Origin of the sequence: Paenibacillus mendelii (assembly GCF_024498075.1) — a bacterium.
Lineage (GTDB): Bacteria > Bacillota > Bacilli > Paenibacillales > Paenibacillaceae > Paenibacillus_Z > Paenibacillus_Z mendelii.
On the sequence record NZ_JANHOF010000002.1, the window covers coordinates 579,853 to 599,345 of the forward strand.

Annotated in this window: 20 protein-coding genes; 4 read left to right on the forward strand and 16 right to left on the reverse strand. The window is 52.5% G+C overall.

Features of this window, described 5'->3' with window-relative positions; all coding sequences use genetic code 11:
• Positions 1-72: 72 nt before the first annotated feature.
• The 8 genes from leuB to ilvB all read right to left on the reverse strand — a co-directional run bounded on the left by leuB (position 73) and on the right by ilvB (position 10,513).
• Entirely contained in the window at positions 73-1,152 is a 1,080-nt protein-coding gene (leuB, locus tag NNL21_RS09900) for a 3-isopropylmalate dehydrogenase (RefSeq protein WP_204817193.1), read from the reverse strand.
• A 164-nt stretch (positions 1,153-1,316) separates the two neighbouring features.
• Positions 1,317-3,002, reverse strand: a complete 1,686-nt coding sequence (locus NNL21_RS09905) for a DUF2339 domain-containing protein (RefSeq protein WP_204817191.1) — start codon at positions 3,000-3,002, stop codon at positions 1,317-1,319.
• A gap of 115 nt (positions 3,003-3,117) precedes the next feature.
• Positions 3,118-3,777, reverse strand: coding sequence for a response regulator (locus NNL21_RS09910; RefSeq protein ID WP_204817188.1), 660 nt, complete (start codon positions 3,775-3,777; stop codon positions 3,118-3,120).
• 10 nt (positions 3,778-3,787) lie between these two features.
• Positions 3,788-5,155: a sensor histidine kinase gene (locus tag NNL21_RS09915; protein ID WP_204817185.1), complete on the reverse strand. Its 1,368-nt coding sequence runs from the start codon at positions 5,153-5,155 to the stop codon at positions 3,788-3,790.
• 259 nt (positions 5,156-5,414) lie between these two features.
• Complete coding sequence (locus NNL21_RS09920) at positions 5,415-6,959, reverse strand: 2-isopropylmalate synthase (RefSeq protein ID WP_204817182.1); 1,545 nt, start codon at positions 6,957-6,959, stop codon at positions 5,415-5,417.
• Between the two features lie 145 nt (positions 6,960-7,104).
• Complete coding sequence (gene ilvC, locus NNL21_RS09925) at positions 7,105-8,097, reverse strand: ketol-acid reductoisomerase (protein ID WP_204817179.1); 993 nt, start codon at positions 8,095-8,097, stop codon at positions 7,105-7,107.
• Between the two features lie 188 nt (positions 8,098-8,285).
• Positions 8,286-8,771, reverse strand: a complete 486-nt coding sequence (gene ilvN / locus NNL21_RS09930) for an acetolactate synthase small subunit (RefSeq protein ID WP_204817177.1) — start codon at positions 8,769-8,771, stop codon at positions 8,286-8,288.
• The gene (gene ilvB, locus NNL21_RS09935) at positions 8,768-10,513 is read right to left on the reverse strand and encodes a biosynthetic-type acetolactate synthase large subunit (protein ID WP_204817175.1); all 1,746 of its coding nucleotides are present in this window, start codon (positions 10,511-10,513) and stop codon (positions 8,768-8,770) included. The genes ilvN and ilvB overlap by 4 nt, the downstream gene beginning before the upstream one ends.
• A 490-nt stretch (positions 10,514-11,003) precedes the next feature.
• Between ilvB and NNL21_RS09940 the strand changes: the two genes are divergently transcribed.
• Positions 11,004-11,474: a GNAT family N-acetyltransferase gene (locus NNL21_RS09940; protein WP_204817173.1), complete on the forward strand. Its 471-nt coding sequence runs from the start codon at positions 11,004-11,006 to the stop codon at positions 11,472-11,474.
• Between the two features lie 14 nt (positions 11,475-11,488).
• On the opposite strand, the gene NNL21_RS09945 is transcribed toward NNL21_RS09940, so the two are convergent.
• From NNL21_RS09945 to NNL21_RS09970, 6 genes are all read right to left on the reverse strand, one after another.
• The gene (locus NNL21_RS09945; RefSeq protein WP_204817171.1) at positions 11,489-11,911 is read right to left on the reverse strand and encodes a hypothetical protein; all 423 of its coding nucleotides are present in this window, start codon (positions 11,909-11,911) and stop codon (positions 11,489-11,491) included.
• Positions 11,912-12,110: 199 nt separating this feature from the next.
• The gene (gene rplT / locus NNL21_RS09950; RefSeq protein ID WP_204817169.1) at positions 12,111-12,470 is read right to left on the reverse strand and encodes a 50S ribosomal protein L20; all 360 of its coding nucleotides are present in this window, start codon (positions 12,468-12,470) and stop codon (positions 12,111-12,113) included.
• Between the two features lie 51 nt (positions 12,471-12,521).
• A complete protein-coding gene (rpmI, locus tag NNL21_RS09955) occupies positions 12,522-12,722 on the reverse strand; it encodes a 50S ribosomal protein L35 (protein ID WP_204817167.1) in 201 nt (66 codons plus the stop codon).
• 25 nt (positions 12,723-12,747) lie between these two features.
• Positions 12,748-13,245, reverse strand: a complete 498-nt coding sequence (gene infC, locus NNL21_RS09960; RefSeq protein WP_204817930.1) for a translation initiation factor IF-3 — start codon at positions 13,243-13,245, stop codon at positions 12,748-12,750.
• Positions 13,246-13,599: 354 nt separating this feature from the next.
• The gene (locus NNL21_RS09965; protein ID WP_204817974.1) at positions 13,600-13,773 is read right to left on the reverse strand and encodes a hypothetical protein; all 174 of its coding nucleotides are present in this window, start codon (positions 13,771-13,773) and stop codon (positions 13,600-13,602) included.
• A 120-nt stretch (positions 13,774-13,893) separates the two neighbouring features.
• Positions 13,894-15,132, reverse strand: a complete 1,239-nt coding sequence (locus NNL21_RS09970; protein ID WP_204817164.1) for a glycosyltransferase family 2 protein — start codon at positions 15,130-15,132, stop codon at positions 13,894-13,896.
• Between the two features lie 699 nt (positions 15,133-15,831).
• Here NNL21_RS09970 and NNL21_RS09975 point away from each other — a divergent pair.
• Positions 15,832-16,389: a phosphatase PAP2 family protein gene (locus NNL21_RS09975; RefSeq protein ID WP_204817162.1), complete on the forward strand. Its 558-nt coding sequence runs from the start codon at positions 15,832-15,834 to the stop codon at positions 16,387-16,389.
• Here the strand turns inward: NNL21_RS09975 and trmB are convergent.
• Both trmB and NNL21_RS09985 read right to left on the reverse strand, forming a co-directional pair.
• On the reverse strand, positions 16,308-17,090 hold the full coding sequence (trmB, locus tag NNL21_RS09980) for a tRNA (guanosine(46)-N7)-methyltransferase TrmB (protein ID WP_204817159.1): 783 nt from the start codon (positions 17,088-17,090) through the stop codon (positions 16,308-16,310). The genes NNL21_RS09975 and trmB overlap by 82 nt on opposite strands.
• Before the next feature lie 132 nt (positions 17,091-17,222).
• Positions 17,223-17,426, reverse strand: coding sequence for a hypothetical protein (locus tag NNL21_RS09985; RefSeq protein WP_204817156.1), 204 nt, complete (start codon positions 17,424-17,426; stop codon positions 17,223-17,225).
• 519 nt (positions 17,427-17,945) lie between these two features.
• Here NNL21_RS09985 and mnmL point away from each other — a divergent pair.
• Together mnmL and mnmM are read left to right on the forward strand one after the other, a co-directional pair.
• A complete protein-coding gene (gene mnmL, locus NNL21_RS09990; RefSeq protein WP_204817929.1) occupies positions 17,946-18,908 on the forward strand; it encodes a tRNA modification radical SAM protein MnmL/YtqA in 963 nt (320 codons plus the stop codon).
• A 1-nt stretch (position 18,909) separates the two neighbouring features.
• Complete coding sequence (gene mnmM, locus NNL21_RS09995; protein WP_204817154.1) at positions 18,910-19,488, forward strand: tRNA 5-(aminomethyl)-2-thiouridylate-methyltransferase MnmM; 579 nt, start codon at positions 18,910-18,912, stop codon at positions 19,486-19,488.
• The last annotated feature ends 5 nt before the right edge of the window (positions 19,489-19,493 follow it).

Here is a 19,493-nt window from a genome sequence, read left to right on the forward strand (position 1 = left end):
CATTTAAAATCGTAACATTACATTGTAACAAAGTCAACATTGAAATTATTACATTATAATAATTATTATAAATTACTTTTTCATTGCCGCGATGATCAAATCGCCCATTTCCACAGTGCCGATTGCCTTGCTTTTGTCAACCGCGATATCGCCCGTACGGTGTCCGGCATTCAGAACATTCTCCACAGCATCTTCAATTACCTTCGCTGCTTCATGGTAGCCGAACGTCAAGCGGAACATCAGTGCAACGGACAGAATCGTTGCAATCGGGTTGGAAATGCCTTGTCCGGCAATGTCAGGTGCTGAACCGTGCACCGGCTCATACAAGCCGAAGCTTCCTTCTCCAAGCGATGCCGAGGAGAGCATGCCGATTGAGCCCGTCAGCATAGCTGCTTCGTCACTCAGAATATCGCCAAACATATTTTCCGTTACGATCACGTCGAAGCTTGAAGGACGGCGAAGCAGCTGCATCGCGCAGTTATCGACAAGCACATGCTCCAGCTCTACATCCGCATATTCCGGAGCGATCCGGTTAACCACTTCGCGCCATAGGCGCGACGTTTCAAGCACGTTCGCTTTATCGACAGAAGCAAGCTTCTTGCGGCGGGTTTGTGCGATTTCGAACGCTTGACGAACAATGCGCTCCACTTCCGTCACATTATATACGCAAGTGTCAACTGCCTCTTCGCCGTTTGCTCCTTCGCGGCGGAATTTCTCGCCGAAATAAATGCCGCCTGTCAGCTCGCGCACGACGATCAAATCCGTGCCTTCAAGCACTTCCGGCTTCAGTGTCGAAGCTTCCTTCAAGCAATCGAATACGTTCGCTGGACGGATGTTCGAGAACAGTCCGAGCGCTTTGCGGATTCCCAGCAAGCCTGTCTCCGGACGAAGCTCCTTGGAGTTGTTGTCCCATTTTGGACCGCCAACAGCTCCGAGCAGAACAGCGTCGGCATTCTTACAAATGTCGAGCGTTTCTTGCGGAAGCGGCGTGCCTTTCTCATCGATCGCAATACCGCCGAACAAGCCGTGCTCGGTTTCGAACTGGTATCCGAACAGCTCCTCCGTCTTTTTCAGCACTTTAAGCGCTTCGCCTACAACTTCGGGGCCGATACCATCGCCCGCGATGACTGCGATTTTTTTTACGTCTGCCATAGTGGTTGACACTCCTTCTGTTTCATTCCAGGCCCGCTTACGAAAGGTGGACGTTCGCCTCCGATTAGCAGGCCTTTGATTATTATTCTCAGTCTATCCTCAGTTGTACCACATTTACGTCCGTAAGACAAAGATATGAAAGCTATGATTTTTATAGGTTAGCTTTATAAGTCGGGTTTATCTTTGGTTGACCCCGCTTGTATCGCCGACCTGATCCTATTGATGGCCTCTTCCGGCAGCAGTCCCGCGCCGGCTTCTGCTGTCGGCTGCTGCTCAGCTTCCTGGCCCTGCCAGCGATTGTTGACCCACGAAATGAGGAACGAAATGGCGCCGAGCACGACGAATACGATCATTTTGTAAATCGTATCGGTATTTGACATATCGATGAACACTGCCTTCAGCGATACCAGCACAAGCACGATCGAACCAAACCAGCGGAACAGCCGCTGCCTGCTGTAAGCACCCCACACGAAGAGCAGCAGCGCATACACGCCCCACACCGCAGATAGCGTCAGGTTCAGACTGCCAGCGATATTCTGCTCTTCATAGAGGCTTTTAATTTGGACCGTGAGCAGCCCTCCGACCACCCAATGGGCAAATAACGCATATACGTTAGCAAATATCGCATTCGTCTGCTTATCTGCCACCCCATAATGAATGGCACGCGCACAGTAGAAACCGAAAGCCGCAAGCGCGATCCATGCGAGAGCTCCTCCGTTCAGGAAAGGTACGAATGTGCCGAACCAATTCAGCCTCGGCACATCCCACGACGTCACGAACCAATAGATGCCGGTGCACAGCCAGACCAGCGTTGCAGCTCCCTTAAGCACATCTGAGCGCAGCTTGCTGCCAAGAGCCAGCAGCCCTCCTGCTACACCTGCCCATACATAGACACCGATCATCGGGCGTATTTCCGAGCCGCTCCCAAGACCGGCCAGACCGATCAGCAGTGCGAGCCCTCCAAACGCCGCATGTATGGTAAACGAAAGGCTTTTCTCCCCTTCGCTGCGGTGCACAAACCCGGCAAGGGCAAGATAGAGCAGTCCAATGACCGTAAGTACGATCGTCACTTGGGCGCGGCCATCGAGCAGAACGGACATCCATAAGCCGAAGAGCACCGTATTCGCAAAGCTGAAGTAGACATTCAGACCGGCAAAGCTGCACTTTTCTCTCCAAGCAGCTGCATAAAACGCGATGGCGTAGAACAGGAACGCCGCCACGGCATATCGGACCGGCATGCTCCACCAGCCGCCAAGTTCCGGATCCATTTGCAGATAATAGACCCCGTACAGGATCCAAGTCAGTATAAAAGCGGCCGTCCGCAGCTCTACCCATGATTTGATTAAACTAATCAAGAAGAAAGCTGTATTGACGACGAATAGATAGAGGAACAGCGTGAATATTTGATCCGTATCCGGCCGCATGACGAGCGGGGCGAGCATGGCCCCGCCCAATCCCACCGCCATCAGCATCCGTGAATGAAAGGAGTACGCAATGAAAGATAGGGCAGCGGTAATAGCGATCATTACGAGCATCACGACGAGCGAATCCCACAGCGCCGTATAAACGCCGGCATAGGAGCAGGTCGAGTACCAGATGGCCGCACCGAGGCCGGTGCCGATCTCTCCGGCCATACGCCGGGTTCCGATTGGATTTCCGCCGCGACGGAAGCCGAATAGTGTAAGTCCAACCGCAGCGAATGCCGCGCCTGCCAGCAGGCCGATGCCGATCTTGATCGGATCGGTTAACAGTCCCTGATCCGATGTGTACTTAAACAAGGTTAATAGTGACGCGAGCATAAACAGCGATCCGACGAATGTCGTCCAATGCCTTTTCCATACATTCAACATGCTTTGGGCCTCCCGCTTGGGAACAAGTATTAGGATCAGATCCTTAATACTTATTGTACTCAGCCCCCGCTTTTGCAATAGTACCATCTTTCCATAGTACCCCGAACCCGCGTTCCTAGAATAAGCCCATATCCTTCGCCTGCTTGGCCGCTTCCTTGCTGCTCTTGCCGCCCAGCTTCCGCAGTATATTGTTGACATGGTTCTTCACGGTACGCAGGGACAGGAATGATTTTTCGGCAATTTGAGATTGGCTGTAGCCCTCGTTGATCATCGATAGAAGCTGAACCTCCGCAGGCGTCACCATCCGTTTGAACTTATCCACCTCATACTCCTGCTCCACTATCTTGAGACGGCGGAACTCCTGCAGCATATGCTGCGCCGCGGCTGCATCGATCGCAGATCGGTCCTCGGCCGCCTCCCGGACTGCCGACGGTATCGCAGCAAAGTCCGATTTCACGATATAGTTGACGGCCCCCGCTCGGAAAGCTTCCACGACGAAAGCCCGGTCCCCCATCGAGGTCAGCATGACAACGCGCGCACCGGAAGCGGCGGGCAGCTCTGCTGCCAGCCGAAGCCCTTCCGGGCTGTCAGCCATCATAATATCGAGCAGAATAACATCCGGCCTTGTTTCCGCAGCCATCCGGAGCGCTTCCTCCGGCGTCTCCGCTTCCGCCGCAACCGTTATATCCGACTCCTTGTTCAGATAAGCCTTCAAGCCCCTCCGCCAATCGGGGTCATCCTCCACAATCATGACACGTATCGATGTGCTGTTCATCGGCATCCTCCTACTCTGGCTCCTGATTCTTGCCCTTTACCGCCGGAAAATAAAACGTAACCGCCGTGCCCTTGCCCAGCTCGCTCTCGATTCGCAGCTCCCCGCCTTGCCGGCTCATCAGCTGGTAGCAGTAAGCCAGCCCAAGACCGAAATTCATCGTTCTTCCGCTCTTGGTCGTGAAGAAGGGCTCCATCACCTTACGCAGATGGCTCTTATCGATTCCGCAGCCGTCATCCCTAATTTCTATCGTGCTTCCGCGCTTGCCGCTTCGCACTTTAATATGGATCTGTCCGCCGCCCGGCATGGCCTCTACCGCATTATTCAACACATTGCTCAAGGCTTCCGCCGTCTGTGCATGATCGGCCACCGTGACGGCAGACTCGTCGTACTCCGCATACACCCGGATCCGGTCGCCGCCCAGCACCGCGATAGCCCCGAGCTGTTCCCGTACAATGTCCGCAAGGCGTAGTCGCTTCGGCTCGAGCTGCAGCTCTTGGGTCCGGTCGTGAACACTTCGGATCATCGCTTCTATATGGCTTGTCGCTGCCGCTATGACGCGAATGTCCTCGCGCAGCTCTGCCAGCTCCGCTGTGTCCGCTGCCTGTTCGATTTTGTGGCTGAACAGCTTGATCTTGCCAATATCATTCTTAATCGCATGATTCAGCATCGAAGTGCCGCTCGTAATGGCGCGAAGCGAGTAATTCATTTGGCGGCGCTCGATGAGCAGCTGTACACCCAAGAAACCGAAGTTGAATAGCGCGATAATGAACACTCCGAAGGCGAATGCAATTGGCCATACATTGTACCGCCACATCCGATAAATGCCAAACAGCGGCATCACATTATTCATCGTTAACGCAATTAGAACAGCAGGCAGCACCGCCGCAATCACAACCAGATGCGCTCTCCGCTCAGCCGGATTCATCCCCCGTTTGCGGAGAAGAAGCATGCCGCCGGCAAGCGTATAAGGAATCGCCCATACGGCAAGCAAATTGTGATGAACCGGAAGCTCCTCCGGGATCGGAAGCGCAAGCATCCCTAGCGGCAGAACAAGCGCCGCATAAGGAAGCAGTCTAGCAGCGGTGACCGGCAGCGCTTCTTTATTATATGAAGCAGCGAAGCATAGGAAGCTGTATGGCAAGCCGTAATAGCTCATCCATGAGCAGCCGCGCTGTGCGATACGCAGCCATTGCTCCTGGGCAGCCGTAATACGCGCCCCATCTGCAAGAGATACGATTACGCCTTCCATGACAGAGGCCAGCGCGCCGAACCCTCCGCAGAGAGACATCAGGCTGAGCCAGCGTACAACAGGATTGTTCCGATTCGTGACGAGCAGCAGCCCTGCTGCAAGCCACAGCGCGATCCATACAAACAACATGCGAATTCTCGTCCCCCGTGTCCAGCTCGTTTGCCCCATTATAGCATGGGGATCTAGTCCTACGGGACAACAAGTTCGAAGACGCCCATTACCGGTTCATCCCATCTAACAGCAAAAAAAGCCGCCTCCCCCCGCTTTCGTCCGGTTAACCGGTTCGAGAATGCGGCAGAAGACGGCCTGACCGAGAGCGGACAATCATCCGTTCTAAGCCTAACCCTGACTATTATAGCCACCTGTTATCAGATAGGCCGTGAATGCTTTAGATCAAGCTCATTTTGTCGCGTCGGCCCGGTGATTTGCGCTTCTCGATCAGACGATTCAGCGCATCGGTGTAAGCGCGGGCACTGGCTTCCAGAATGTCCGTGCTCAGGCCGCGGCCTTGTGCGGATACGTCATTCTGCTTTAACACAACATGCACCTCACCGAGCGCATCCTTGCCTTGTGAGACAGACTTAATGGAGTAATCCTCCAGCTCGACCGTCTCGCCCGTGGCCATATCGATTGCGTTGTAAATGGCATCGACAGAGCCGTTGCCTTCGGCGGAATGTTCTTTCGAACCGCCTTCCGGTGTACGGATGGTTACCGTTGCACTTGGAACAGAGCGGTTGCCGTACGTGACATGGATGGTTTCCAGTGCATACACTTCCGGCGTTTCGACAAGCTTCTCTTCGAGCATCGCCCGGATATCCTCATCGCTCACGTTCTTCTTCTTATCGGCTAGATCTTTGAACTTCGCGAATACGGCATTGACGGCTTCCTCGTCCAGCTCATAGCCCAGATCGATCAGCTTCTCGCGGAACGCATGACGCCCGGAGTGCTTACCGAGCACGAGCTTCGATTCCTTGAGCCCGATGGTTTCCGGCGAAATGATCTCGTACGTCGTCTTCTCCTTCAGCATGCCATCCTGGTGAATGCCCGATTCATGCGCGAAGGCATTCGCGCCGACGATCGCCTTGTTGCCTGGTACGACCATGCCTGTCAGCTTGCTTACCAGACGGCTCGTCTTCGCGATTTCCGTCAGCTTCAGCGAAGTCTTCGCACCGAAAAACTCAGCACGCGTCTCAAGAGCCATCACGACTTCTTCGAGCGACGTGTTACCGGCACGTTCTCCGATACCGTTAATCGTGCCCTCGATCTGATCGGCACCGTTCAGAACGGCTGCCAGCGCATTGGCTGTAGCCATGCCGAGGTCGTCATGACAGTGGGCGCTAAGCTGAATTTTCTCGATACCCGGCACTTCCGATTTCAGCGTCTTGAAGATACCGCCGAATTCCGATGGCGTCAGATAGCCGACCGTATCAGGGATGTTCACGACCGTAGCACCCGCACGGATCGCCATTGCCGTTACTTCGCACAGGAAGTCGATCTCCGTACGGCCTGCATCCTCAGGAGAGAACTCGACCTTGTCAAAATAACGCTTGGCATAGCGGATCGCCTTCTCGGCCGTTTCAAGCACCTGCTCCTTCTCCATTCGCAGCTTATGCTTCCGATGGATCGGCGAGGTTGCCAGAAACAGGTGGATACACGGATCTTCCGCGCCTTGAAGCGCTTCGCGCACCGCATCGATATCCTGCTCGCGCGAGCGTGACAAACCGATAATGGTCGCTCTCTTTACTGCACGTGCTACGGCGTTAACCGCAGCGAGATCACCAGGAGACGCTGCCGGAAAACCAGCCTCGATCCGGTCTACGCCGAGCTTCTCCAGCTGCAGGGCGATCTCGACCTTTTCCTTCGTATTCAGGTTGACCCCCGGGGATTGCTCGCCGTCACGGAGCGTCGTATCGAAAATGTATATTTTGCGCATCGCCAGCACCTCCATGAACAGAATCATCCCGAACGGGCGAAACGACCCCCGCATAAGCGTCTATGGCTCACACGGGCGCCGTTCCGATAATCGGGATTGCGTACATATCTATTCTTATTATTCTACCGCTTGCGGCAGACCGTTATTATTTCTTGATCCAGTGCATCAATTCACGAAGTTGTCCGCCTACTACCTCGATCGGATGCTCCGCTTCATTGCGGCGAGTAGCTGTCAGCATAGCACGGTTGGATTGGTTCTCCAGGATGAAGTCGCGAGCGAAACGTCCGGATTGGATATCTTCCAGAACCGCTTTCATCGCTTTCTTCGTTTCGTCCGTTACGATGCGTGGTCCAGTAACATAGTCACCATACTCAGCTGTATTGGAGATGGAGTCGCGCATCGATGCAAGACCGCCTTCATACATCAGGTCGACGATCAGCTTCAGCTCGTGCAAGCACTCGAAGTAAGCCATTTCTGGCGCGTAGCCAGCTTCAACCAACGTTTCGAAGCCTGCTTTGACAAGCGCAGTTGCGCCGCCGCAAAGTACAGCCTGTTCGCCGAACAGATCGGTTTCGGTTTCTTCGCGGAACGAAGTTTCGATAACGCCTGCACGCGTGCAGCCGATACCTTTCGCATAAGCAAGACCGATCGCTTTGGCATTGCCTGTTGCATCCTGCTCGATCGCGATCAGACCTGGAACGCCGAAGCCTTCCACGTATGTGCGGCGAACCATGTGGCCCGGGGATTTAGGAGCAACCAACAATACGTCAGTATCTTTATTAGGGATAATTTGTCCAAAATGAACGTTGAAGCCGTGGGAGAACATCAGCGCCGCGCCTTTTTTGAGGTTCGGTTCGATTTCGGCTTTGTACACGCTAGCTTGCGTTTCATCCGGCATCAAAATTTGTACCACGTCAGCAACTTTTACTGCTTCGCCAACGGAAAGTACTTCAAAGCCGTCGTTTTTAGCTTTTTCTGCAGATTTACCTGGGCGAAGACCGATAACCACTTTCAAGCCGCTGTCGCGAAGATTTTGAGCTTGTGCGTGGCCTTGGCTGCCGTAACCGATAACTGCAATTGTTTTGCCTTGAAGAACGCTTTGGTCTGCATCTTTTTCATAGTACAATGTAACTGCCATTTGGAATAATGCCTCCTTTAAATTTGAACCCTCTTGAGCGGGTGTTGAAGGAGGGAAACGCGATCATCAAGATGCATTCAGCTTCCCCCACTTGAACCCCCGCTCAAAGCGGGCGGTTCTCTTGTTCAATTATTCTTCAACTTTGTTGCCGGATGACTGCACAGCTGCCGACATCCGGCAACTCTTTCTTATCGTGCATTGCCGCGAACCATTGCGGTTACGCCGGTGCGTGACAGCTCGCGAATGCCATAGGGCTTCAGGAGCTCCGTCATGGCATCGATCTTCTCCGAATCGCCGACAACTTGTACCATTAAGGAATGAGTGCCGATATCGACGACAGCTGCACGGAACGTCTCTACAACGCCGAGAATTTCGGGCCGCGATGCCGGCTCTGCATTCACCTTGATCAGTGCAAGCTCACGTCCAACCATTGGATTCGAGCTCAAATCCACGACTTTAATGACATCGATAATTTTGTACAATTGCTTGGTGACTTGTTCCAGTGTCTTGTCGTCACCGCTCGTCACGATCACCATCCGGGACAAGCCGGCTTCCTCGCTTGTCCCGACAGTGATACTTTCAATGTTGAAGCCGCGGCGGCCGAACAAGCCGGAAACACGCTGCAGGACGCCGGGCTGATCGTTCACAAGAACGGAAATCGTGTGCTTTTTCATTCCGAATCCCCCATTAGCATATCATCGATCGTGGATCCTTGCGTAACCATCGGATAAACATTCTCGCCCTTGCGAACGACGAATTCGACAACTGCCGGACCCGGATGGTTCATCGCTTCGATCCACGCCGCGCGCGCTTCTTCTTTGTTCGTTGCGCGGAACCCCTTGACACCATAGGCTTCAGCCAATTTGACGAAGTCAGGGCTGCCGGCCAAATCGATATGGCTGTAGCGGTTATCATAGATGATCTCCTGCCACTGACGAACCATTCCGAGCACTTGGTTGTTGATGATGGCCACTTTGACAGGAATGTTGTTAATCGCACAAATCGCCAGCTCCTGCGCACACATCTGCATGCCGCCATCGCCATTGATGGAAACCACCAGCCGCTCTGGATGCGCCATCTGTGCGCCGATCGCCGACGGGAATCCGAAGCCCATCGTGCCGAGACCACCCGACGTAATCCATGAGCGCGGCTGGTTGAACCGGTAATACTGCGCCGCCCACATTTGATGCTGACCGACGTCTGTCGTTACGATCGCTTCGCCCTTCGTCTCGTCATGAATCATCTCAATGACCCATTGCGGCTTCAGCTCTACGTCGGAATCGATGTACTTGAGCGGCTTATCCTGCTTCCATTCAGCCGTCTGAGCACGCCATGCATCTGCCTTGCCTGCCCACTGTACATCCTGGTTCACAAGCTGAAGAACGGTCTTAATATCGCCTACAATCGGGATATCCGTTGGCACGTTCTTGCCGATCTCCGCCGGATCGATGTCGATATGAACGATCTTCGCGTGCGGTGCGAAGCCATCCAGCTTCATCGTCACCCGGTCGTCGAAGCGAGCGCCGATATTAATAAGCAGGTCGGCTCCTTGAATCGCCTTGTTCGACGCGTAGGTGCCATGCATACCCGGCATGCCCATCCATAGGTCATTCCCGCTTGGGAATGCGCCGAGTCCAAGCAGCGTCGTTGTAACAGGGATGCCCGTCTTCGTAATAAATTCGTATAATTCTTCGTGACCGCCGGAGTAGACGACACCGCCGCCCGCAAGCACGACCGGACGTTCCGCTTCCTGGATCGCCTTCAGCATCTTGTCGACCTGCAGCTTATTCGGCGAAACCGTCGGGTGATAACCGCGGATGTTCACTTCATTAACCGGTTGGAACAGCGTCGTCTTCGCCGACACATCCTTCGGAATATCGATAAGCACTGGACCTTTACGGCCGGTATTGGCAATATAGAAAGCTTCGTGAATGATGCGTGGTAAATCCGCCACATCACGCACCAAGTAGCTATGCTTTGTAATTGGCATGGTTATGCCGGTAATGTCCGCTTCCTGGAAGGCGTCCGTCCCGATAAAGTTCGTTGCGACGTTACCCGTTATGACAACCAATGGTACCGAATCCATATAAGCGGTTGCGATCCCTGTCACAAGATTCGTCGCACCTGGACCCGATGTTGCGATACATACGCCGACTTTACCACTTGCCCGCGCATAACCGTCGGCAGCGTGGATGGCGCCTTGCTCGTGGCGGGTCAGCAAATGGTGAAAATCAGAGAAACCGTGCATAGCGTCATAGATGAACAACACCGCTCCGCCGGGATAACCGAAGACGCAGTCCACGCCCTCTAATACTAAACTGCGAAGCAGAATTTCTGAACCAGTAATGACCTCGGGCTTCGACAGTCTTTCCATTATTTCTTCTTTAGACCTTAACGTTGCACTTTGCGCGACCATCAGTCGTCCTCCTCTCTAAGAACAAAAACAAAAAAAACCTTCCTATCCCTGATGCTTAAAAAGCAACCAGGGACGAAAGGTTTAGCTTCCGTGGTACCACCCAACTTTGTTACATGCCTCACAGCATGTAATCTCAATAGGTAAGAACGGCGTGCACGCAGTCGTTCATACCTTGGCACATTAACGCGTGCCCCGCGATTCTCCCTAATACGACCGATGGGTCTTTTCAGGAAAACAGCTCCGAGGTGAGCTCGTTGGAAAGGGATTCTGGCGACGGTTGCAGCAAATCCGTCCGCTCTCTGATCAAAAGAGCCCTTAACACTTCGTCCTCATCATAGCCGATGCATATATTAGCTTAAAACTTATTATATGCTTAGATAATCCGTTCGTCAAGGACTAGGATGCCAGCATCAGTAAAAAGTTATGTAACCTTTCGCGCACGGCATTCATTCCTTCTACATACGATACTACATCCAATGCAGAAAGCGGGATGAATGCTATCGCACTCATACGAAAACGCCGTTCCCGCACGGATGACTCTGAGATCATCCGTTTAATCCGAACGGAGCTGATGCCGCTCTCGTACACCGCCAATCCGAACGATACGAAGACGATCCGTGAGCTTCCTAACCGGCTTCGTCAAGGGGTCACCTTCGTCATCTCCCGTACGAAGACGAGCATGCCGCTTGGTTTCCTCCACCTTTATATTATCGGTGACGTACTTCAATACGACATGCTCGCCGTCCATCCCCAGCATCGCGGCAAACAATGGGGCAAGATGCTTATGGCGCACGGCGAAGCGTATGGCCGTTCCAAATCGTGTACGCTCGCCCGGCTATTCGTGGACGACGGCAACGACAAAGCCAAGCGGCTGTACGAAAAGCTCGGGTACCAAACAATCCGCTACTACCCGGACGTCCGATGCTATGAAATGCTAAAGGCCCTCACAGCTGCATTCTGATGATGGAGTCTTCCTTAATAAAACCCGTTGTTGTAACCGCCATAGCCGACAGGTCCGCCGTAACCGACAGGTCCGCCATAGCCGCCGGGTCCGTCGTAGCCACCAGGTCCATATCCGCCATAGCCGACAGGCCCACCGCAGCATTGATTATCGAAACCGCCGACAGGCGGGCAACAGCCACCACCGAACCCTCCACCAAAACCACCGCCGAAACCGAAATATGGAAGCGTGCCAATGGCAAGTAAATCGAATAAAACGAGCGGCAATATCGCCTTCGTTCTGACTTTCTTTCCTTTATCTTGGCTTGTCGGCTGTAGAAACAGTTTATTCTGATGAAGACGGACCAGTTTACCCGATGCAATAGATCCGTCCTTGCGCATTACGTAGACCGTCTTGCCAACCAACCTCTTAACTTGCTCTTTGGAGACGCGCTGCATGCGTATTCCCTCCTTTATCCCGTTATTCTATACGTTATTCGGAATGTGCCGGATTGGCCTGTACCGTTGTCCATACGGAGGGAAGATTGGGCAGGCGGCATGACTCCTCTCATCCAAATCAATACCTCCCGTCTCTAATGCGTCCAAAACAAAAAGAGCGCCTCCCTGCGAAGGGCGGACGCTCTTTGTTATCGCGTTGTTACGCGTTTACTTTCTCTTTTGCAATGCTTGCAAGCGAGTTGAACGCACTGATGTCGTTGACAGCGAGGTCAGCAAGCATCTTGCGGTTCACTTCAACGCCGGCTTGCTTCAAGCCGAACATGAACTTGCTGTAGGACAAGCCATTCTGGCGAGCCGCTGCATTGATACGCACGATCCACAGTTTGCGGAAGTCACGTTTCCGTTGACGACGGTCACGGTATGCGTAGATCAGGGACTTCATCACTTGCTCTTTTGCTGTTTTAAATAAGCGGTGTTTAGAGCCGAAGTAGCCTTTGGCCAGTTTCAAAATTCTTTTACGACGACGTGCACGGACGAATCCGCCTTTAACTCTTGCCATAAGTAGTAACCTCCTGAAAGTTGGATAAACGTATTGATTTCCGTAACCGGATTATTTGATGTTAGCTAGGCCTTGCTTCAAGCGACGAACGTCGCCTGGCGCCATCAGCGGCTGCGTTGCAAGAACGCGTTTTTGACGAGCGGATTTACCGGAAAGCAAATGGTTTCTGAACGCTTTGTAGCGTTTCACTTTGCCGGTACCCGTAATTTTGAAACGATCTTTCAAGCTGCTATGCGTCTTCATCTTCGGCATATGGTGATCCTCCTCAAGAATTTCTTTAGTTAGTAGTTTTCGGTGCCAGAATCATGATCATGCTGCGGCCTTCCAGCTTCGGAAAGCGCTCAACAACACACAGATCGGCAACCTCTTTCGCTAGCCGGTCAAGAATACGCTGACCGATGGCGGCATGTGTAATTTCACGGCCGCGGAAGCGGACGGAAGCTTTCACTTTGTCGCCTTCGCCAAGAAACTTCACGACGTTGCGATACTTGACTTGGTAGTCGTTTTCTTCGATGTTAGCACGGAACCAAACTTCCTTCAGATCCACAATCTTCTGGTTCTTGCGTGCTTCCTTCTCTTTCTTCTGCTGCTCGTAACGAAATTTACCGTAGTCCATAATACGACATACCGGCGGCTTCGCGGTCGGCGCGACGTTCACGAGGTCAAGGCTCAAATCGATTGCCATCTGAAGCGCCTCTCGCAAAGGCTTGATCCCAATCTGTTCGCCTTCCGCGCCTACGACGCGTACTTCTCTCGCCCGAATCTCGTCGTTGATTTGATGTTCCCTGCTAATAACGTGCCACCTCCAAAAGTGTTTTCATATATAGCGCCCGCAGGCGCAGGCTCAAATAAAAAATGCGAGCCCTATCGGGACCCGCATTCCATTAACCAAGATTGTTGGCATTTCAATCATCGCAAGCTTGCGATGCTGCCAGGGCAATTCTTCGGTCGCATACCAGCCAGCAGTGCCAGGCAGGTGAGAAGCGGGTGCTTCTGCTTGTGCGTCTGATGCATTCATCAATCGTACCGACTTACTATAGCATAGTGCTAAGCATGATGTCAACACCCATTCATGCAGCATCGGGGCAAAAAAAAACAGGGCACAACGACTTGCATGCCCTGTTCCTTCCTACTCTTCGGTATGGATGTATTCGTTCGGAATATCCTCACCTTGAGGATTATTATTTTTGAATAAGCTCTTGCGTCCCTTCCGGAATTCACCGCCATGCACATTGGAATTGCTCTGGCCGTTATTATCGCTGCCCTTGTTGCGGTTCCGGTTATAGTTGGCATTGCGTGACATCTTTGGTCCACCCCTTTTGCTTCAAGCATGGATATCGCTAGATCAGCGCTCCATCATAGGTTCTGAAGCCGGGGCCGACTTTATGCATCGCAAACGGGCTTACCAAGAATTCATCCTTGCTTATACCTGCTTGCTCTGTACCTCTTCCAGCCGGATGACGCGCGTATGCTGGGTATGGCTCCACTGCTTGTTGTTCTGCGTGAAGAACGCGTAGAACGTAATCGGCAGCCAGGACAGCTGGAAGAAAATCATCGATATCAGGTGTGCGTACATTTTCCAAGACTTCACGCGTTCGAGCATCATGACGAGCGGGAACATCAGAGCGGCCAAACTAATGGCAACGACCGCGATCCAACTTGGCAAGTATTGATAAATCGAGACAAATACGTTCTCCGCCGGAATGATGTTATCGATCCAGATCATTGCGGTCGCTATAAAGCCGAAGAACGTGGTATACACAGAAGCCGAGTAAATGGCAGCATCGAATTTAATGAAGCTGCGCTCTTTAATACTCGCCCAGATGAGCGGGAAGAAATAATGACGCGCCACGGTGAAATGTCCCTGCATCCAGCGCAGGCGCTGACGGGCAGACGCTTTGAACGAAATTGGCTTCTCGTCGTATACCTTCGCCTCGTAGTTCAGTACCGGGTGAATGCCGCGTTTGATACAGCGCATGGAGAATTCCAGATCCTCCACGAGGCTTGTTGCACCCCAGCCCATTTCCTTGAGCAAGCTGGACTCAAAGCACATCCCTGTACCGCCCAGAAAGTTGGCCATATTCAGGTTGCGGCGGGACAGCTGCCATAGCCGGTTGCAGTACCAGTACGTAATGCCATAGGATGCCGTTACCCATGAGTCGTCCGGGTTCTTCGTATCCAGGTATGCCTGGATTACTTGGTGTCCATCACATAGATCGTTGTTCATATGCTGCAGGAAATCTGTTTTGACCAGGTTATCCGCATCGAACATGACGACGGCGTCATATTGGCGGGGCCTTGCCCACAGCTCCTTGAGCATCCACTCGATCGCATGGCCTTTGCCGCGAAGATGCGGGTTGTTCCGTTCACAGGCTATGACGCCATGTTCCCGGGCAATGTCCGCTGTTCCATCCGTACAGTTATCGCAAATCACAAAAATATCGTAAAGTTCCTTCGGGTAGTCAAAATTTTTCAGATTCTCGATGAGCGCGCCGACGACAGCCTCTTCGTTATGGGCTGCGACGAGGACGGCAAACGATTTTTGCGGTTTGTGCTTAAGCTCCTTGCGCTTTCTTACGATTCCAAACAGGGCAAGACCAAACTGGTACACGCCGACAAAAGCCAGAAACACTTGAAGCGCGATTAAAACAACGTTAATCATATACAAATACTGCCCCCTTGAGACCCCATTTTTGATACTCTCTCTGTTTGTTTAATTCCTTTAATCAAGCTGCATCATCGGCGGCTTCTTTTTTTTTTAGCCGCGACCATACTGATTTTCCACACATTGAGCCATTTTGTCAAAACCGTAAATTGCGCCTTTACAGCCGGAAGTGCGATGAAAAACGCTTGCAAAGCGCTTCCACCTGCCCGAAGCCTTGTTTTTCAATCATCCTGGTCTTATTTTCTTCCGTTTACGAAAAAAACATGACACATTCCCTTAACGATTCAGAGGTAAAAAAGGTTTCAAAATCCTTTGTTTGCCGCAGGAACCCACTTGCGAGTCGGTGGCACACTAAAACAGCGGCTGCTCGATGCCGCGGATCTCGGGCATAAATAGCCGCCCCTGGGGATCCTTACCCATTTGTTTAAAGGGTGAATCCGATTGTATCTCAATAACATCTTAACCATCCAATGCGGTTTGTAAAACGGCAAATAGCAGTCAAAATACGTATAATACGCAATGACCCAAAAATCGTTTCATTTTGGTTGTTATACAGGGGCTCGTCCTAAGGAGTTAAGGAGTCCAGGAAGAATCTAACATTAATCCGTTGTTGGCAAACCGTTTACATGGCGGAAACAGTGTTGCGTTATAATGGGTAATAATCAGCAGGAGAAAATAGTTGCGGAGGGGATAGGTATGGAACGCATGGTTACTTGGCTGCGGACATTCGAGCACGCCATGCTGCAGTGGGCGAACCGCCGTCCGGCACACACACGCGTTAACATATGGCTAGGTCGCTGGTTGGGGACGGTGACGCACATGGGCGGCGCTACTTTCACGCTTATGACCGCCCTTCTGTGCGCACTGCTTGCGCCCGAACCATGGGGGACGGCAGGCCTCCAAGGCCTTGCCGCCGTCGTGATCAGCCACATTCCCGTCGCCGCGGTCAAGCGGCTGTTTCGACGTCTTCGTCCGTATCAAGCTCTGCCCAATGTCAACACATGTCGTAAGCCGCTTCGTGATTCGTCATTTCCTTCCGGACATACGACTGCGATCTTCGCTTGGCTGACGCCCTGGCTGCTAATCGACACGGCATGGCTGCCTCTGCTGCTGCCGATTGCCGTCATTTTGGGACTTTCAGTCGCATGGTCACGCATGTTTCTAGGACTTCATTACCCCTCGGACGTTATCGTCGGGGCGATGCTCGGCTCACTCGTCGCCACAATCGTATCGCTTTCTTGGCCGTTTGCCTGAGCGGCCTTCTTCGCAGTCCGATAGCGGGAGAGTGCCTCGCTTCCGATAACGGCTTCAAGCCGGTAAATATTGTTGCCCCGCTCCACGAACTTGGATTCGTATTCAGTCAGCACCAAATCGTCGCGCAAGCCGTCCTTATGCAGATGGAGTGAAATATTGCGCATCTGCAGCTCCATCTCGGAGAAGCTGTTGAGCGAGAATTCGAATAGCGACTGCGAGTCCGTCTTAAAATGGATCTCGCCCTGTTCATTAAGAATTTCGCTATATTTCGCCAAAAATCTCGGATGCGTCAGACGACGCCGCGCATGCTTGCTTTTCGGCCACGGATCGCTGAAATTCAGATGAATCCGCTCAATCTCGCCCGGTGCAAAAATATCCTCGATGCTTTCAATATTGGCACGCAGCAGCGCCAAATTGGGCGGCTCGGCAACTCCCTGCGCTCCCCAGGCCGCATGCGCCTTCTCACTCGCACGGCGGATCAGCTCATCGTACATGTCAATGCCGATAAAGTTAATATGCGGATTGCGTACGCTCATATCGCTGATGAACCGTCCCTTACCCATCCCAAGCTCAATGTAAATAGGCTGTTTATTCCCAAAAAATTCATGCCAGCGTCCCTTATGCGGAGCCGCGTCCAGCACGATGAGCTCGGGCTGACTTTGAATGCTTTCCAGAATTCCTTTTCTTCCTCTAAGACGCATAGTCGATTAATTCCTCCAATTCAAACTAGACACTATTGTGCCGAACATTTCGGCCATTGTAAAGCCCATACGAAACAAAATAAAAAGCCGAAGGCGCGTCGGCCAGTCGGCTTGAAGGGATCGATCCGTTTATTAGTTGAGCATTTGGCGGGGGACACCCTGCTCATTCTCAAATTCATACGATTCTTCGAGCGCTTCGTTTAGCTTCTTGCGTGCGGATATCTCAATGTTGTGATTTCCGTGAAAACGAATGCCGGCCAGCGCCATGACTTCCTTAATGGTAAGTTCTACCGTAACCTTAGAATCGCCCTGCGGGATTTTTACTTGCGTGCTCATTCTCATCACCTCGACGGTTTTATAAAAAGCCTTTCCAGAAAACCGACCTGCTATAACAAAAGGATAAGAGGATCGATAAAATAGCTGCAACCATTGATTTTCCGCACTTTTAATATAACACCTCATGTAAGGTATAGCAAGCCCTTTTCCGTAAATAAAGTTGGAATATAACCGGTTTTTCAACACGCCTGTCCAACGGAAGCGAACTAACGCGATTGGAGCATTTGCAGATGCTGCGTAGCTTTCCAACGTATTTTTCGCTACAATTATATTTAACCTCAGTTGAAATGACTCAACCTCGCCTTAACCGGTTGTCTGTACAAATCGCACGTACCCGAAGCACCCCAGGTGTAGAGGTCGATGCTTAACTTAGATGCTCCGCTATCTGCGGGATCGAAGCTGGAAAAAGCGAGCTGTGACGCCTATTTAGCGTTACAGCTGCGGAAACCGCACTTTCATGCGGCTGATTCGGCGCCGGAACGGTACAGACTACAAATTTATACGTATAGGAGCATGAATATGCAAGCTTGGGCACAAACCGACTTGGCCGCGCCACTGCTGTGGAATGACAAGCGGTTTCATACATGGAATTACGAAATGCGGGAGCAATTTAACGGAAAAGTGTTTAAAGTCATGCTCGATGCCGGCTTTACTTGTCCGAATCGGGACGGGTCGACCGCTATTGGGGGCTGCACCTTTTGCAGTGCCCGGGGGTCGGGTGACTTTGCCGGCAAACGCCGAGACGACCTGATCACACAGTTCAATACGATTCGCGATATGCAGCATCAAAAATGGCCGGATGCGCAGTATATCGGCTACTTTCAGGCCTATACCAACACGTATGCGCCAGTCGAAAAGCTGCGTGAATACTATGAAGCGATTCTAGCTCAGCCCGGTGTTGTAGGCTTGTCGATCGCTACGCGCCCGGACTGCTTGCCTGATGATGTGGTCGATTACTTGGCCGAGTTGAACGAGCGCACCTACCTATGGATAGAAATGGGCCTCCAATCGATTCATAAATCGACATCCGAGCTGATTAACCGCGCGCATGATACCGAATGCTATTATGATGCCGTCGCCAGGCTCCGGGCCCGCGGCATTCGCGTCTGTGCGCATATTATCCACGGCCTGCCGCAAGAAACGCATGAGATGATGCTCGAAACGGGCAAAGCGGTTGCCGGCATGGACGTTCAAGGCATCAAGATTCATTTGCTTCATCTAATGCGCAAAACGCCTATGGTCAAGCAGTATGAGGCCGGGCTGCTCAACTTCCTTGAACGTGACGAATATGTAAAGCTAGTCGTAGATACGCTGGAGCTCCTTCCTCCGGGCATGATCGTCCATCGATTGACCGGGGACGCGCCGCGCGACCTGCTGATCGGGCCCATGTGGAGCCTCAAGAAATGGGAAGTGCTGAATGCGATCGACCAGGAGCTCCTCAGCCGGAATACCTGGCAGGGACGGCTGTGGGAGGCGAAGTAATATGGGCTTCCTATCCGTGCTTAGCATGGCTCACAAATTGGCCGCTGAACGTGTCCATTCCGGGGATACCGTCATTGACGCTACCTGCGGGAATGGTGTAGATACGCAATTTCTGGCCGAGCGGGTGGGCCCTCGGGGGGCCGTCTACGCATTCGATATCCAGGAACAGGCCATTGCCCGGACGCGCGAACGGCTGGAGTCGTTAGAAGCGGCAGATAAGCTGCCTCGTTTGCGCCTTGTGCAAGGCAGCCACGCTGCTATGAAGGAGCATTTGGCTTCTTCTGAGCATGGTCATATTGCTGCAATTATGTTCAACCTCGGTTATTTACCCGGCGCAGATCCTCATGTGATTACACTTGTTGATTCCTCGCTCGAAGCACTTAAGGCGGCTATTGTGCTGCTGCGGTCCGGCGGCATTCTAACCATCGTTCTATATCCCGGACATGAAGGGGGCGACACGGAGGCTTCAGCAGTCGAAGCATGGGCGGCGGCGCTTCCGCAGTCAGTGGGACAAGTCCTAATCTATCGGATGGCACAGAAGCCAGCTGCACCCTACCTCATTGCTATCGAGAAGAGATAAACGAT